The 16,623-nt window shown below is 58.5% G+C and carries 12 protein-coding genes, 1 tRNA gene and 1 pseudogene; 6 read left to right on the forward strand and 8 right to left on the reverse strand.

Going from position 1 to position 16,623, the window contains the following annotated elements; translation table 11 throughout:
* Positions 1-18 precede the first annotated feature (18 nt).
* The 5 genes from D3878_RS02300 to D3878_RS02320 all read left to right on the forward strand — a co-directional run bounded on the left by D3878_RS02300 (position 19) and on the right by D3878_RS02320 (position 6,195).
* Positions 19-999 (forward strand): NADPH:quinone reductase, encoded by a 981-nt coding sequence (locus D3878_RS02300; protein ID WP_119784003.1) that lies wholly within the window; start codon positions 19-21, stop codon positions 997-999.
* A gap of 105 nt (positions 1,000-1,104) precedes the next feature.
* Positions 1,105-2,400 (forward strand): serine--tRNA ligase, encoded by a 1,296-nt coding sequence (serS, locus tag D3878_RS02305; RefSeq protein WP_119784004.1) that lies wholly within the window; start codon positions 1,105-1,107, stop codon positions 2,398-2,400.
* Positions 2,401-2,481: 81 nt separating this feature from the next.
* Positions 2,482-2,572 (forward strand) — tRNA-Ser (locus tag D3878_RS02310).
* Between the two features lie 161 nt (positions 2,573-2,733).
* Entirely contained in the window at positions 2,734-3,957 is a 1,224-nt protein-coding gene (locus D3878_RS02315; RefSeq protein WP_119784005.1) for a tyrosine-type recombinase/integrase, read from the forward strand.
* 486 nt (positions 3,958-4,443) lie between these two features.
* Positions 4,444-6,195, forward strand: coding sequence for an ATP-binding protein (locus tag D3878_RS02320; protein WP_119784006.1), 1,752 nt, complete (start codon positions 4,444-4,446; stop codon positions 6,193-6,195).
* 57 nt (positions 6,196-6,252) lie between these two features.
* Here D3878_RS02320 and D3878_RS02325 read toward each other — a convergent pair.
* The 3 genes and pseudogenes from D3878_RS02325 to D3878_RS02335 form a co-directional block, all read right to left on the reverse strand.
* A pseudogene (locus D3878_RS02325) lies at positions 6,253-6,623 on the reverse strand (helix-turn-helix domain-containing protein).
* A gap of 18 nt (positions 6,624-6,641) precedes the next feature.
* On the reverse strand, positions 6,642-6,887 hold the full coding sequence (locus D3878_RS02330) for a type II toxin-antitoxin system HigB family toxin (protein WP_119784007.1): 246 nt from the start codon (positions 6,885-6,887) through the stop codon (positions 6,642-6,644).
* A 53-nt stretch (positions 6,888-6,940) separates the two neighbouring features.
* Positions 6,941-7,981, reverse strand: coding sequence for a S49 family peptidase (locus tag D3878_RS02335; RefSeq protein ID WP_119784008.1), 1,041 nt, complete (start codon positions 7,979-7,981; stop codon positions 6,941-6,943).
* A 301-nt stretch (positions 7,982-8,282) separates the two neighbouring features.
* On the opposite strand from D3878_RS02335, the gene D3878_RS02340 reads away from it, so the two are divergent.
* Positions 8,283-8,660 (forward strand): hypothetical protein, encoded by a 378-nt coding sequence (locus D3878_RS02340; RefSeq protein WP_147383864.1) that lies wholly within the window; start codon positions 8,283-8,285, stop codon positions 8,658-8,660.
* A 13-nt stretch (positions 8,661-8,673) separates the two neighbouring features.
* On the opposite strand, the gene D3878_RS02345 is transcribed toward D3878_RS02340, so the two are convergent.
* From D3878_RS02345 to traN, 5 genes are read right to left on the reverse strand one after another with little or no spacing between them, the layout of a single operon-like run.
* Positions 8,674-11,481 (reverse strand): conjugal transfer protein TraG N-terminal domain-containing protein, encoded by a 2,808-nt coding sequence (locus D3878_RS02345; RefSeq protein ID WP_119784010.1) that lies wholly within the window; start codon positions 11,479-11,481, stop codon positions 8,674-8,676.
* Between the two features lie 28 nt (positions 11,482-11,509).
* Entirely contained in the window at positions 11,510-12,949 is a 1,440-nt protein-coding gene (locus D3878_RS02350) for a conjugal transfer protein TraH (RefSeq protein WP_233556203.1), read from the reverse strand.
* A 10-nt stretch (positions 12,950-12,959) separates the two neighbouring features.
* Positions 12,960-13,823: a conjugal transfer protein TraF gene (traF, locus tag D3878_RS02355; protein WP_119784012.1), complete on the reverse strand. Its 864-nt coding sequence runs from the start codon at positions 13,821-13,823 to the stop codon at positions 12,960-12,962.
* Between the two features lie 12 nt (positions 13,824-13,835).
* Positions 13,836-14,210: a hypothetical protein gene (locus tag D3878_RS02360; RefSeq protein WP_233556204.1), complete on the reverse strand. Its 375-nt coding sequence runs from the start codon at positions 14,208-14,210 to the stop codon at positions 13,836-13,838.
* On the reverse strand, positions 14,207-16,621 hold the full coding sequence (traN, locus tag D3878_RS02365) for a type-F conjugative transfer system mating-pair stabilization protein TraN (protein WP_119787657.1): 2,415 nt from the start codon (positions 16,619-16,621) through the stop codon (positions 14,207-14,209). Before traN ends, D3878_RS02360 begins: the two co-directional genes overlap by 4 nt.
* Positions 16,622-16,623: the final 2 nt, after the last annotated feature.

Consider the following 16,623-nt stretch of genomic DNA (forward strand, 5'->3'; position numbering starts at 1 on the left):
AATACAGGAGTAAGCATCATGAAGGCAGCATGGTATGAAAAAAACGGTGCGGCGCGCGAGACATTGATCGTCGGCGAAATGCCTACGCCGCAACCCGGCCCCGGCGAAGTGCTGGTGAGGGTCCATGTTTCGGGCGTGAATCCGTCGGACGTGAAATCGCGCCGCGGCCGTCCGCTCAACGGCCCATTCATTATTCCGCACAGCGACGCCGGCGGCGTCATCGAAGCGGTCGGCGCGGGCGTGCCGCCGACGCGCATCGGCGAACGGGTGTGGATCTGGAATGGCCAATGGCAACGCCCGATGGGCACGGCCGCCGAATACATCGCCTTGCCGGCGGCGCAGGCGGTCCGGCTGCCGGACAATTGCGACTTCGCAGCCGCCGCTTGCCTGGGTATCCCGGCGCTGACTGCCTTTGAAGCGGTGCGCCTGCTCGGTGACATCCAGGGCAAGACCATCCTGCTGATCGGCGCAGCCTCTGCGGTAGCGCATTATGCCGCCCAGTTTGCCGTGCTCGGCGGCGCCCGCGTGATCGGCACCGTGGGGTCCGACGAGAAGGCGCAGCATGCCAAGGCTGCCGGCGTGGCCGAGACCATCCATTACAAGACCGAGCCGGTAACGCAGCGGATCCTGGAATTGACCGGGCGGCGCGGCGTGGATGCCATCATCGACATGGATTTTTCCACCACAGCCAACCTGGTGCGCGAAGGAGCCTTGATGCCGCATGGCAAAATCGTCTGCTACGGATCGAATTCGATGGAAGACCACGTCATCCCGTTTCGCCCGATGCTGATGAATTCCTTGCAATTGCTGTTTTTCCTGGTCTACGACCTGACCCAGGAGCAGCGCCAGCAAGGCCTGGACGCCATCGGCGACTTGCTGGCCGCCGGCCGCCTGAAGCATACGATCGGCGCACGTTTTCCGCTGGAACAGATCGCCGCGGCGCACGAGGCGGTGGAAGGCGGCAAGGTAATGGGAAATGTCGTGGTCGATATCGCCTGAGCCTGGGCTGACTGCAAACGAAGCGGGGGCGGCAGGTCCGTCTGGCTCGAGTGCTGCCCGGCTTGGTACAATGGCGGTTTTCGACCGAAAACCACATCCTTCGCCATGATCGACATCCAACTCCTCCGCAAAGACATCGATAGCGTCGCCGCCCGCCTGGCCGCCCGCAAGTTCTCCCTCGATGTCGCCGCCTTCAATGCGCTGGAAGCCGAGCGCAAGCAGATCCAGACCCGCACCGAGGAATTGCAGGGCAAGCGCAACACCTTGTCCAAGCAGGTCGGCATCCTGAAAGGCAAGGGCGAGGATGCCTCGGCGGTGCTGGCCGAAGTTGGCGGCATCGGCGACGAACTCAAGGCCTCGGCCGCGCGGCTGGACGAGGTGCAGACGCACATGACCGAATTCCTGCGCGCCATCCCGAATTTGCCGCACGAATCCGTGCCGGTGGGCGCCGATGAGTCCGGTAACGTCGAATTGCGCAAGGTCGGCACGCCGCGCAGCTTCGATTTCGAGGTCAAGGATCACGTCGACGTTGGCGCCGCGCTTGGCCTGGATTTCGATGTCGCCGCCAAGCTGACCGGTTCGCGCTTTGCCGTCATGAAGGGTGGCATCGCCCGCCTGCACCGGGCGCTGGCGCAATTCATGCTGGACACCCATACCGAAGAGCATGGCTACACCGAATGCTATACGCCCTATATCGTCAACGCCGATTCGCTGCGCGGCACCGGCCAGTTGCCGAAGTTCGAAGCCGACCTGTTCGCGGTGAAGAAGGGCGGCCAGGAAGGCGAGGGCGAGTCGCTCTACTTGATCCCGACCTCGGAAGTCACGCTGACCAATATCGTGCGCGATGAAATCGTCGCCGGCGATGCCTTGCCGATCCGTATGACGGCGCATTCCCCGTGCTTCCGTTCGGAAGCCGGCAGCTACGGGCGCGACACGCGCGGCATGATTCGCCAGCACCAGTTCGACAAGGTCGAGATGGTGCAGGTCGTGCACCCGGAAAAATCCTTCGAGGCGCTGGAAGAAATGGTCGGCCACGCCGAAGCCATCCTGAATAAACTCGGTTTGCCCTACCGCGTGATTACCCTGTGCACGGGCGACATGGGTTTTGGCGCGGCCAAGACCTACGACCTGGAAGTGTGGCTGCCGGCGCAAAACACCTACCGCGAAATTTCCTCGGTATCCAACTGCGAAGCCTTCCAGGCGCGCCGCATGCAGGCGCGTTTCCGCAATGCCCAAGGCAAGCCGGAACTGGTGCATACCCTGAATGGCTCGGGGCTGGCGGTCGGCCGCACCCTGGTGGCGGTACTGGAAAATTACCAGCAAGCCGACGGCAGCGTGGAGATTCCGGCAGTGCTGCGGCCCTACATGGGCGGGGTGGAGCGCCTGGCACCGCAGGCTTGAGTAAAATTACTGCCACAACAAGCCAGACTTTGATATAATCTCAGGCTTCGCGGCAAGCCCATGCCGTGATCGACCGAATCCGGAGAGGTGGCAGAGTGGTCGAATGTACCTGACTCGAAATCAGGCGTAGGGTATCCCCCTACCGTGGGTTCGAATCCCACCCTCTCCGCCAGTTTGTTGTTTCAAGAAGTCCAAAGAAGTCCAGAAACCCGCATCAAGCCCAGTGCTGATGCGGGTTTTTTGTTTATTGCGCATTTTGACGTCCGTTTACATCCGGCTAAATTGGGGGCACTATTGGGGGCATAAGTGCAGTTCCTCATCGGAGATGCCCCCATGCCCCTGACCGATACCGCATGCAAGAACGCCAAGCCAGACGTCAAGCCCCGCAAAATGGCAGATGGAGGCGGCATGTACCTGGAAGTCATGCCCACCGGGTCCAAATATTGGCGACTGAAATATCGCTTCGACGGCAAAGAAAAACGGCTGGCGTTCGGCGTGTATCCGGAAGTGTCGTTGAGTGAAGCGCGGGAAAAGCGCGATCAAGCGCGTAAGCTACTGAAGCAGGGCATCGATCCCGGGCTGGCCAAGCACATTGCAGAACAAAAAAGGGCATTAGAGAGTGCCAATACCTTTGAGGCGATCGCCCGCGAATGGCATCAAAACAATATCGAAAAATGGACGCCGGATTACGGCACGAACATCCTGCACCGGCTGACCCTGGATGTTTTCCCCGTGATTGGCAAGCGTCTGATCGCTGAACTGGAAGCGCCCGATCTCCTGGATATGCTGCGCAAGGTCGAAAAGCGCGGCGCCTTGGAAATCTCCAAGCGGTTGGGGCAGACTTGTGGCCAGGTGTTTCGGTACGCAATCGCTACTGGCCGTGCCAAGCGCAATCCGGTGCCGGACCTCAAAGATGCTTTGAAACCCGTCATTCCAGGCCATTACGCAGCACTGGATGCGAAAGACCTGCCGGAGTTTATCCGCGTCCTGGATCGCAATGATGCGCGCCTCTATCCGCTGACGCGCCAGGCCATCCGCATGATGATGCTGACCTTCGTGCGGACCGGAGAACTGATCAACGCCAGGTGGAGTGAATTTGACCTGGATGCCGCCCTTTGGGTGATTCCCGCCGAGCGCATGAAAATGCGCAAAGAGCACTCGGTTCCGCTCTCCCGCCAGGCGCTGGCTGTTTTGGAAGAATTGCAGGCCTTCAGTGGTGGCCGGAGCCTGTTATTTCCGAACCAGGCACATCCCAGCAAACCCATGAGTAACAATACGATCCTTTTTGCACTTGGGCGGCTTGGCTATAAAGGCCGGATGACCGGGCATGGGTTCCGGGCGCTGGCAATGAGCACCATTAAAGAAAAACTGGGGTATCGGCATGAAGTGGTGGACCGCCAGCTGGCCCACGCACATAAAAACAAAGTGGATGCCGCGTATGACCGCGCCAAGTTTCTGGATGAGCGGATTGTCATGATGCAGGAGTGGGCTGATTACCTGGATGCGTTAAGAGCAGGGAGTGAGGTGATGCCAGGGAAATTCGGCAAGGCTACTTAGCCCGATGCAGTCTGATCATGCTTGTCACGTCGGCGGAATAAGCGGTAATGCTAATTTTATTTGCCCGGCATGTTTGTCGCTTTAAAGGGCAATCTAAAAAATAATGAAAAGATCGTGATGCGCAAGCACGTCGGCCTGATGTTAATCCCCAAGCGGTCTTGACCGGACGATTTTCGTGTGGATTGCTTTGTCCCTCGGCGGATGGGTGCCGAAATTCATAATTTCTGGCTTTGATCGTTCGCCTATCCGCAGAATTGTCTGCGCATTTTAGTCGTGGTTTCAGTCGACAGAGCCTGCATCAGATGTCGTAACCCAGCCCTGACCAGCCATCCGTTGTCAGATTCGGTCAAATCAGCCTAAGTTTTTACTCTCAAAATAAAATCATCATATTGAATACAAAAAAGTCGCCTTGGATTAATTGCATGATAAGCAATGAAAGTGCTGGTATGCTTGACTTACCTAATAGCAATGTCAAGGTAATAAAAGATGAAGAAGATCGACACCCGATTTCAAGTTAACTCGCGGCTTGCAAGTCTGTTAAGTCAAGAATATGCGTCCACCGAAAAGGCTATTAAAGAGTTGGTTGATAACGCATGGGATGCCGATGCAGATCATGTGAGTGTCTCATTACCTGCTCCTATGAGCGAAGGCTCGATTGTGATTCTCGACGATGGCACAGGAATGACGACTGAAGAGTTGACCAATCATTACCTTTCGATTGCGTCTGACCGAAGAGAACGAAGTGGGGAGCGAACTTCTGGAAAACAAAGGCTTGTCAAGGGGCGGAAAGGCGTAGGCAAATTTGCTGGACTTATGGCGGCTTCTGCCATGACTCTTGAGACTTATGCGCGGGGTGTTCGGACCAGTTTCACACTGCGAATTCAGGATCTCGCCACAGTACAGGACATCGAGCATCTTCCTATCGTTCTTAATAGTGATCCTTGTGACGCATTATCTCACGGCACTCGAATTACACTGAGCGGGCTGCACCAGCATTTGGCGTTTCCCGATCCGCTGAAGTTTCGTCAGATTTTGTTACAGGAATATGGGCGAGAAACTGATTTTGCCATTTTAATTAACGATAAACCCCTTGGCGTCGATGATGTCGACGGATTATTCAAAGATGAAAGATTATCTGTGCGCGACGTCGGCGATGTGCGTCTTCGTTTCGCAATCTCAGAGAAGAAATCAATATCACGTCAGCCTGGCATCGTGATCCGAGTGGACGGCAAGGCAGTCGGCAAACCGTCCTTCTTTGGCCTTGACGAGCAGGAGGATTTTCCTCAGAAATTATTGAAGCGTCTATACGGTGAGATCGATGCGGATGGGCTGAGAGAACATGTCACAGCAGGTTGGGACAGTCTAATCGAAAACAGTGAATTGCTAATGCGTGTGGCTGAAATGGTCAGGCCGGTTGTTCTCGCTGCATTCAAAGAGAAGCACGGAAAGGAAATCCAGTTAGCCCATGCGAGATTGCGGCGTGATATCAAAGATCGGTTAGCTGCTCTTCCTGAAAATCGGCGCGAGTTTGCTGAAAAAGCAATTAAGAAGATATTAGATCGGTTCTATCAAGAACCAGAGGAAAAGATTGCACCGTTCATCTATGTATTGCTTGAAGCGATTGAACGGTCTGAATATGGAACTGTAGTTCAGCATCTTGCAGAAGCGAAACGGAAGGATATCGCTGCGCTCGCGGATGCTCTGGATGAATTTGGTTTAGTGGATATGGCCCATCTCGTCGAACAGGCGAATGCTCGGAACAAGTTTCTGGACCAGCTTGAATCACTTTCCAAAAATGAAAGAACGCTTGAAGCCCAAATGCACAAGGCAATTGAAAAGAACCTGTGGATATTTGGCCCTGAATTCTCGCTTTTCAGTTCGAACAAAACACTTCAAAGGCAGGTTGAAGATTTTTTGGGTAAAAAGTTCTCAGGCAAAAGAGCAAACAACCGTCCAGATCTTCTCCTGAACGAAAATCTGAATGGCGAGTGTCTCCTCATTGAGTTTAAGCGGCCCTCTCATCCTCTAAATAGAGATGATTACACCCAGGCCACGGATTACCGTCACGATTTAGCGAAGTTGGTCACCAAGCCTATTACAGTTTTGGTGATGGGAGGAAAGCGGTCACCGGATTTTCCGATAAGCAATCTTGAGCCGGATGTTAAGGTGGCAACGTTTTTGGACGTTATTGCTACTGCTCGTCGCCAACTAAGATGGCAATTGACTCAGCAAATCTGACCCATATTTAAAAGACGTGGTAGGGAAATGCTAGTTTCGTTGAAACCGTAAACGCAATCATTCGACAACTGTCTCTGCAATTAGCACCTCTGCCGGGATGCCAAGACGCTGGTGCAGCTTGCGGATCTTAGGCAGGGGCAGCGGGCGCTTGCGGTTCAGAATCTCGTAGACGCGGTTGCTCTTGCGGATGATCGGCTCCAGATCCTTGACCGAAAGACCGCTTTGCTCCATGCGGAATTTGATGGCCTTGACCGGGTCGGGAGCGCTGATGGGAACGTGCCTGGCTTCATAGGCCTGAACCAGCGTGGCCAGGATGGCCAGACGATCTCCATCCGTCGTGCCTGTTCGGGGTTCGCATTCATCAGGGTCGAGATATCCCTGAGGGTGACTTTGTAGTCTGCTTCGGTGTGGATGGGATGAATGTCCAGGTTGTCCTCCAGAGCCAATCAGGCCATATCAACGGTTTCTGCGTCCACTGCGTCGTACTCCTTGTGGGTACCGACAAACTTCACCCAGACGATCTGCAACTTGTAGGCAATGACCACGATCAGTAGATAGTGGTTGCCCTTGATGTCCGATGGCTGCGTCAAGGTCGCGTTCGTACCTTCTTCGTACCACTCCTTCAGGGGTTGCTCGGCAACGGGATGTCGCTCCCAGAATGCTCGTAGTGTAGCGACTGCAATAACTCGCATTGTTGGAGAAGGCTCATGTCTTACGAAGCGTCCCGAATGACTATGCCGAATTGCTAGCGCAGCTGAAAGCGCTGCTGAGCAAGGAAGTGTTCAAGTAGCTGCAACACGCTGGCATTCGCTTGTGCAGAAAAGGCGCCAATGCCTGCCTGATGCGGTCCAAAATCGTAGGTCTTGAGTCCCCAACTCTGCTGTGCCACCTCATCCAGGGTGCCAATGTCATCGATCAAACCGATTTCCTTTGCCTCTAGGCCCCCCCAGACTTCGCCGCTACCGTAATCAACTCCCGGCTTTAACGCCGCACCACGCGCGGCCTTGAGTTCATTGACAAAGGTTTGGCCCATCTGGCCGACAAGCTGCTGGGCTTTGGCATCCATCTCGGGGGAGACAGGCGTGAAGGGATTCAGGAAAGACTTCATCTTGCCGGAAGCGTAGACGCGTTGGGTGACATTTAGCCTGCCCATCGCACGATGCAGCTCCCATGGCGTCATGATGGCGCCAATCGAGCCGACCAGGCTGTACTTGCCGGCAACGATTTTATCGGCATGCAACGCAATCAGGTAGGCTGCTGAGGCGCCAAGGTTGTTGATGACGGCAACGACGGGCTTGTCATATTTTTTCTTCAGGGAGGCAATCGCATTGTTGATGCGCTCGGATTCGACCGGCGCGCCGCCCGGGCTGTCGATCGACAGGATCACGGCTTTGACGTTGGCATGAGCAAAGGCCTTTCCCAGGGCGGGAATGATTTTGTCGGCGGAGGATGGGGACGAGGATGAAATCTGACCGTCGATACGGACCACGCCCACCACCTCGTCGAAAGGCCCCCAGCGAAACCCCGACGAGCTGAGGAAAAATGAAAAATAGAGGAGGCCAAGGATAAGGGGCGCCACAAAGAATACGCCTTGAAAGAACATTTTCCAGCGCCGTTCTACCCGACGCTCGGATGCCGCCAGATGGTGTTCGGCCTGTAGCGCCAGGCGCTGTTCACGCATTTCGCGGAGCAATTGCAGCATCACGGTCTCGTTCTGCGGCGGCACAGGGGGTAGCTCTTGCAGAGGGGGAGTGCGCTGTTCGAGTGTCTTTTCATCCTGGATCATGAGTGGCTCCGTGATCGCGACAAGCCAAGAAAAAAGTTCTACGCTTTACTTGTGCCTATTCCGTCACGGTACTGCCCGACCGGGTCTTGCGCCATAGGAAATGACGAGGGTTTTTACGGGCATTCGGCATTGGCGCGTCTGCCTGCGTGCCGGGCCAACGTAGGGCTATGATCTTGCGCAAGCCACTACCAAATGTCTGGCGCAAGCCAATGCCTATGCCCTGTGGCGGAATGTAGAATGATTGCTAATTCGTATTGACGACAAGGACGCAAAGTCGCGTACTCTCAGTGAGGATCAGGCCATGGTTTTCTTCGTCATCGGAATTGCAATGGGAATCGGCGCCATGCTCGGCGTCTTTACTTCAATTCAGGAAGGCGTCGGGCTGATGCTGGTCATGGGAGTCATTGGCGCAGCGTTTGCTGGCGCCATTGCAGGTGGGCTGTGCGCCGTAGTGCATGCGTTTAGTCGACAATCAATTAAATGCGAGCCGCAAGAGTGCTATTCCGGCAGTGCTCTGGATGAAAATACCGATTTTGACCATGCTGGTCTGATGGCCATGGCCAAAAAATGGTCTGATGACAAGGAGCGGTTTCCTATCGCAGGAGATCCAGAACTAATCTCAAGAGTTAAATCTGGTTCGCCAGATTTAACTAATTTGAATCATCACAATGGTTTTTGAATCATCATCAAATCTATTTTTTCTTTATCAAAAGATCTTTAACGACTTCCTTGGTATTGTCGGCAGCATTACCGCCGTCTTCGACCACTTGTTTCCCCGCCAGTTTCATCAGTGACCTGGTGGAAGACAAGGTGCCATCCGGAGTGGTGACGATTTCCGCTTGTTGATCGAAGCGGGCCTTTGCCGATATGCCATGGGCACGCAGGGACGCACCTTCCTCTGCCACGCGTTGACGCACGGTGGGTAACCTGACAGTAGCCGGCTGTTCCTGGGCCGGAGCATGCGGTTTGGGCGCTGGCTTCTGAGTGACCTGGGCGCGGTTGGCATGGTCGCGATCCTTAATTGCCGGATTTAGCGCCGGATCGTTCGCCTGCGCCGTGTGCCGGTCTTTCACTTCTGAAAAGGAAACAGGGATCGCCGTCCCGTCCGAGAAGACGCGATTGGGCCGCAGGGCTTGACGGGCAAGTTCGCTATCCAGCAGGACAAATGCTGACGCACTGTCGCCGCCATACTGCTCCGAATAGCGCAGGAACATGGCAAGGTTATGGGGATCCTGGGCCATGTCGATCGAGATGGTTTCGCCGCGCTCGCGCGCAGAGGAAAGGCGCTCGGCAAGCACCGTGCGTTCGCCGTAGCTTGCCTGGGCACGCTCGGCACGTGAGGTAGTGCTTGCCAGGCGAGCGGACAAGTCGCTGGCTTCGCGATTATCGGACGACACCGCCTGGAGCCAGCCCTGGTCCCGGCTGACGCGGTCGCCGAATTTCTTGAATTCCGCTAGCTGCTCCGATGAAAGGGCGCCAAGGACTTTCTGCTGATCGGCTGACAGCCCCGATGAAAAGGATTTTCCGGCACTGGCATTGGCCTGCAAACCGGCCTTGACTGGCGAGAAACCAGGCGTGCTTACACCCAGGTGCCCTGAAGCGCCGAAGGCGATCTGGGCTACCTGCTGTTGGCTCATGCCGGTGCGCTCAGCTACTTGGCGGGAAATTTGATCCAGGCGGTCGAGGCTGGAACCGATTTCTTCGAAACTGCTGCTGTTGCTGCCATTTGAAGTACGAACGGAATTGAGCTTGGCCGTGCCCTTGCTGAAGACATCCGCCAGCATGGCGGAGCGCTCGGTATTGGCCGCCACCAGGTCACTGCGGGCGGCTTCGGCGGACTGGTTGGCCTCGACCACATCCTGCTCCGAAACTTTCATCGACACCACGCGCGAGGCGAACCCCTGGTTGCGCAGCAGGTTGACGGCGGTGCGCCCGTTCAAGGCATTTGCCGAGACGGTATTGCCGGTGATGTCGCTTTGCAGGCTTCCCATGAAAGCGGAGGTGCGGTTGGGCGCCAGCTGCATCTGGTCCATGGCGACATTGCCCATGCTGACATTGCCGGCGGCCGCCGTCCCTGTTGCCATGGTCGCCGTCGATTGCAGGCCGGTCAGGCCGCCCACCACGGTATTGCCCAGGTTTTCCATGCGCTTCAAGGCGGCCCAGGCGATAAAGGGAATGCTGATGGTCAGATACCCCACCACCGCTTCCGAGGAAATGGCATTGGCGTAGATGGACGATGCGGTCTGCAGCGACAGCGCCTTCAAGCCGCCGCCCACGTTTGCCGCGGCGGCCAGTTCCGATGCCGCATACATGCTTGCCATGTAATTGAGGATGGCGTACAGGGGCGGCCACAGCTGGATCCAGATGAGCACGGCAATATAGTTTTTCAATGCCATCATGGTTTCCCTGCCGCCAGTCAGAAACAGCAGCAGCACCACGATCGGAAAAATCGCATACGCCAGGGCTTCAACGACATTGCGCACCACCGGCAAGGCTTGTTCGGCTATCTTGCCGCTATTGATCCAGGCCGCATTGGTTTGCGCAATCGCCTGGGCGCGACCGACTGCCAGCACCATCGAGGCGGGATCGTTGGTCTTTTGCCCGATTAATTGGCTCGTATCGTTGACTGCATTGATGACGGCGTTCTGGCGGATGATGTCTGCAGCCGTGGCGGCGGCATTGGCGATATTGTTTTTCAAATAGGCTTGCTGGATCTGCGCGGCAATCACGCCAGCCGCCGCAGCACCGGGCAGGGTAGGATTCAATTGCGTGGCGAGTTTTCCCTGGATGAAACTGATGTGCGCTGGTATCCGCAGATTCAGGTCGTTGTAGACGTTGGGACAGGTGTCGGTGGCAACAGCGCCGCCGCTGCCGGTGAGCGTGGTGAAGCGGGCGGGGTTTGGCGTCGCCATCAAGCCCCAGACATCGTCTGCGCGCGCAAATACGGTCGGGTCGAGTGTGCCGTCGATTAAGTCATACATGGTGCAGTTGTGGATGAAATTGACCAGGTCGGTGCGGAAATTCGGATCCTGGAATACCACCTTGCCGGTTTCCCTGATCAGGCGGTTACCGAACATCAAGCCATTCTTTTGGTAGGTCAATTCACTGGGCAAATTCGGGTTGCCGGGAATGATCTGGAACGCAGTTTCGAACAGCTCGGTCAGTGTATTGCCAATCGTGCTGGTCAAGCCACCAAACAAGGCAATGCCAAAGGGGACATTGTCCACCACCTTCACCGGCGCCCCGCCGGTCTTGTCGACAATGCCGACCGTCACCCGCGGGACAAACAGGATGGCATACACCAGCACCACCGACGCCAGCCATTGCCAGCCCTGCAGCTTGTGCGGTGCAAAGGCGTAGGCGAGCAGGGCGGCAATGAAGCCGCAAAAGGTGACGGCGGCAATTGCGCTCAAGTACGTGTCGGCTCCGCGGATTGCGGCAATGGCATTGAAGATGCCAAACAGGCTGTCCGAATTTTGGTAGGCATAGATTTCCCACATGCGGTGTCCTCGCTGGCTTGGGTGACGTTTACTTGCCCATGGTGGCCGCCTGCTGGCCCAGCATGTCCATGACGTGCTGCGGCATGCTGCTGCGCAGTTGCCGCTCCAGCTGTTCCAGGTGCGACGCTACCGCCCTGAAGGAGCCGACCTTCTGGTATAACAAGTTCTTTTCCTGGGCGAGCTGCAAGAGCAGGCCTTGCACGCGCTTGCGGATGTCGGCTGATTGCGTGCGCTGGGGATTGGTCAGCAGATAATCCTTGTCCAGTGCCGCCATGCCGATGCGCAGATTGCGCTCCAGGAAAACGTAGGCATAGTCGGCGGCGATGACATCGCGGTATTGCGCGATCAGGCTGTCGGCGAGACCCGAACCGGGAATGGTGGCGCCGATCGACAGCATCTTGTAGACGGGTTCGGTGGTCTGGTTGACAAAGCCGACTTCCGCGGAATTGTTGGGGATGGCGGTGCGCGTGGCAATTTTTGTGGCGATCGAACGCATCATGGTCTCCACCTTCATCGTGAAAGGCGTATGGACGTAGGTGGTGTCGAGCGTGACGACATCGCACTCCACGTAGTTATTGCATTTCAATAGATGCTGCGTGACGTTGCCGCCACTGGCATTTTCCTGGCCGTACAGCAGGTGGGCAATCGACGTCATGGTGGGCGCGAACGGCGCCGGCGCCTGGGCGGCTTCTTCCGGATAGAAAATCACCGTGCCGACCAGGCTCATGATGAGTTCGCGTTCCTGGTCATCCAGATAGGTGCTGCCGAGCTGCAGCGCCTTCCAGGTCAGGTTGCCGACGAAGGGGGCCTTGTTTTTGATATTGGGGTCGGCCGAGCTCCGGGCGGTGGCCAGGATACCGGCGCGGTCCGTGGCGCAACGGCGGCGGGCGGCATCGCGGTCGGTCTCCAGCCCCATCTCGATGGCGAGATCCGCGCAGGTTTCCTGGCTGCTGTAGCCCACGGCATCGGCCGCCGTGCTGACGATGGCCTTGGCGGTTTCGCAGGAATTGATACGGGCATTGTTGATCCAGGTTTCCAGTCCCTTGGCCCATTTGGTCAGTCCCCCCAAGAGGGGTGAGACGGATTCCAGGGCGAGCTGGAAGGCAATGCCGGGCAAGGCGGCGGTAATGTTTTTGAGCATGTTCTTGAACTCGGTGGCGGAAATATGCGAAAACGAGCCGCCAAAGACGTCGATGCCGCCGCAACCGGCCTTGGCGCTGGGGAACTGGATCGCTGCCAGCTGGTAGACCTTGTTGGGGGCGCGCATGAAGAGATTGCCGCCGGTATAGGTATTGAAGGTCTGGCCGCGGAAGGCGCCGGGCGCCGTGTAGTTGCCGACGGCGCCGAGATGATTGAACATGTTGTCGACTTCGGCATTCAGGTCGCCAGCCCGCAAGGAAAGCGGGGCCAGGATGAGGCACCCGGCAGTGACGAACACGATTGTTCGCGGCAAGATGGGGGTATGCATGGGCATTCTCCTAGCGCAGCGTGACAGGTTGGGGGCGGTTGGGAACCGTTGCTTGGGCGACAGGCGCAGCCGCCAAGGCGATGCGCTCTATCAACTGGGATTCGGAGAGGACGCCAAAGCCGATCGGCGCAATCTTGCCGGCGAAGGGCTGCGCCAGGAAGACGGCCGGCACTTGCGTCACCTGCAGGGTACGGGCGATGCCGTTGTCGGGCCTGGGCGCGGGGAAGCCCGGAATGCCGCCGCCATCGAGGCTGATGGGCACCACCGCAATCCCATACCTGGCCTGGAAGGCTCCCAGCGTCGGCGCAAAGGCATGGCAATACGGGCAGTCGCTGCGAAAGAAAAAGAACAGCACATGGTCGCGCCCGAGCTGGGCGATCGAGCGCGTGCGCCCCTGCATCTGATCCTGCTCATACACTTCCAGCGCCTTGGCATTGACCGGGCGGCCGTGCAAGGTCGGATCGAGTTCCGGCGTGGCCCAGGCCACGCGCTGGGCGACGTCAGCAAAGAGCGACGCCTGGCCAACCACCCTGGACTCCAGTTCCATGTAGCGGCGCACATTGGCTTCGGTCGGACGCATGATGGCGATATGGCGGGTTTCCTCCAACTTTTTCTGCAATTGCTCGAACTGGACCAGTTCCGGGGCTTTCGGCGTTGCCACAGGTTCAGGGCCAGGCTTGGGAGGCGCTGGAGCCGCCTTGGCGGCGGCAGGCTCGTCTTGCGGGTCTTCATAAAAATGCCAGCCGCGCCAGTTGTCGGACCAGTAGGCGGGCGCCGCTGTCAACCTGTGGCCGGGATCCTGGGACAACGCAGCAGCTGGCAGTAGTGCCAAAAGGCAGCAGAGGAGCGCGGGCGCGATCGAGTGTAGGGGCATGGCGAGACCTCCTCACAGCAGGGATTTCGGCGGCAAGCCGTCGCGGCAATAATTGATGCCGATGTCGATTGCCTGCTTTTTCGGGGCGGCGGCCCCCGGCAAGATCACGCCTTCCTGCCAGATCGTCACGTTCAGGCGGCTGCAGCCAGCCTGACGGTAACGGCGCAGCGTGGTGACGTCGATATAGATGGGCGAAGCGGACTGGAAGCGGCGCGCAATGGCGTCGGCCGATTCGCCTACCAAAATGCCGTAGGCCGTACCGGTCGGCGCGTCGAGGGCAGCGAACATCAGCGGGCGCGGATCAGTCACCCGTGAGCGGTCGATGGCATGCGCTGGCGCGGTGGCCGTCAAGGCGCAAAGCAGCAGGGCGAGCGGCAGTGGTCTCATTGGCATCTTCCTTGTCCGTAGTAGCAGCTCGACATGCGTGCGGCGTTGCTCGACTGGATCGTGCCCACATTGGGCAGGCTGGGCACGATCGAGGCATAAAACTCCGTCAAGTCCATCGCCGCAAAGTCGAGCGACTGCAATTGCGCAATGGTGAAGCCGGAACAGTCCGGGGTCTGTGCGCCGCCCCAGCCCTTGCCGACCTGCAGGCGCCCCTGTTCGTTGACCAGGCGCGACAGCACCGAGTTGAAGCAGCATTTCGCGGTGGTATGTTCGGTGCAGGAGACGCATTTTCCCAAAACCTTGATGCAGGACGAGCACCAGCTGCCGACCGCGTGGCACAGGCGCGCGCCTTCCTTCATGGCGAGCTTGCCTTCTTCCTCGCTGCACGACATCATCGATATCACGACATAGATCACCACGGCGACGGCCAGCGACCAAGGGTCGAAGGCGACAGCCATGTTCTCGCCCGCGTACAGGGTAACGGAGCCGGCCGGCAGCGCCGTGCCATTGACGGCCACCGTCACGCCATAGGTCGAGAAACTGCCAGAAAATCCCGCACCGGACACCAGGGCATTGAAGCCCTGGTAAAGGAATTCCCGGTTGTCCGCATTCATCAGCACGTCGTACACCAGCTTTGATCCGGCGCCGAACATGGACTGATTGGTCATGCCCGCGCCCTTGGCGTCCGCATAGCAGCAATTCTTCAGGAGCCGGTCGCGGCACTGGTTCGCTTCGCCCTTAAAGACCTGCATGCGGTCGGTGTCGAGATAGACGCCGGCTTCGCGCGCGGCTTCCATGTAGGACATCGTGCGGGCGAAATCGGCATCGTTGGTAGTGGACGTGTTGAAGCAGCTGGCGCCCAGGCAAAACACATTGCCGGGGCAATTGCTGGCCGTGGTCGCGGTCTGGACCGGGACGGGACACTGGTAAGTGTCCTGGAACACTTCGCACGCGCCGGTGACGGCATTCTTCCGGGTACAGGTAGATGCCGCCGGCGTGCAGCCCGCCGCCGCCAGGGGGGCGCATTCGTCGAGTGGTGCGCCGCCGGCGCAGGTAAAGCTGCGCTGGTACTGCCAGCAGGCGCGGGTGACATCCTTGCCATCGATTTTTTTCGTGGCGGGGCCGTCGATGCAGACTTCGGCGCCCGCAGGCGTGCAGCGGCTTCCCGTTGCCAGCGCGGGGCACTGCTCATCCCAGCGCTCGGTTTCGGCAAACTGCGTCGCCGGTTTCGTATAGCTGAGTGTCATCTTCGGGATTGCCCGTGGAAAGGCCGGATTGATCTTCCAGCCAGTGACTGTGCGTGCCCCGGCCTGTTGCCAGTACAGTGTGGCGCCGAACGTGCCGGTGACATCCAGCCCAACGTGCGGCGTGGCGCTGGCAGCCGGCGTGTAGCACAGGGCGTCATCCAGCGTCTGGCTAACCGCATTGCAGTCGGGGCAGCTTGACGCCAGGGACTGGATTTTGCCGCCGCTTTGCTGGCTGGCGGGACAGGGCGCATACGTCTTCTTGAAGGGTTCGACTTGCGTGCAGGCCGGCAGGCCGGCGTCGCCTCCCGCCGTGACGGGGCAGGTGGGATCGTGGTCGGGCGCGATCAGTGCCGTCACCGTGCAGGTCGTGGCATTACAAGTCGTGTCGGCAATCCAGACCCGGTCCTGCACCGGTACACCCAGCCAGCCAGCCGAAGCGGCATGTCCGAGATCGGCGACAGGCTGCGGGAAGAGGCGGGGAGTCGACAAATCCGCATCGAAAAAGGCCACCGGATTGCCGGATTGCGTCACCCGGAAATGCTGTGCCGTGTCCGGGCGATCCGGCAGGCATTGGGCCTCGAAGCCGGCGGCGCCCGCGCCGGCGTGGGCAAACCACTCGCCCGGCGTGCAAGTGGGCGTGCGATCGACCGCCACAGTCAGGCTGCGCGCGCACGTGAAGTTGCCGATGCCGGTATACCGGTTGCACAGGCGCGGCTGAGTCGAGGCCGGCGTGGTCACGTCGGTCGTTGTGCAGCCGCTGTAATAGCTGGCAAGGCTGCCCAGCGCCAGCGACGGGTTGCGCGCAATTTCCTTGGCTGCAGCGACGCCCGGGTCAAAGGCGGAAAGCGTAGGTCGCGCCGTATTGGCCGATGCCATGGCGCCCTGTTGCGCCTGGCAGACCGGGTCCGTCGGCGTCAGCGCGCAGTTGATCAAGCGCGCATGGGCCTGGGCGGCCAGATTCGGCTGGCCGGCATACGCCCGTTCGATTGGGGTGTCCGTGTAGCCGGGAACGACCGTCGTTGCGCTCGCTTGGTTGACCATGCTGGACACGACAGGATTGGCGGCAGTGCCTGCGGCCACGCCCTCGTCATGGGGCGCGGCCAGCGCCAGGGTTTGCGTCCAGAAGAAAAAGCACAAGGTAAGATGCACCGCGAGCGTGCGCATGG

The organism is Noviherbaspirillum sedimenti, assembly GCF_003590835.1.
Classification (GTDB): Bacteria; Pseudomonadota; Gammaproteobacteria; order Burkholderiales; family Burkholderiaceae_D; genus Paucimonas; species Paucimonas sedimenti.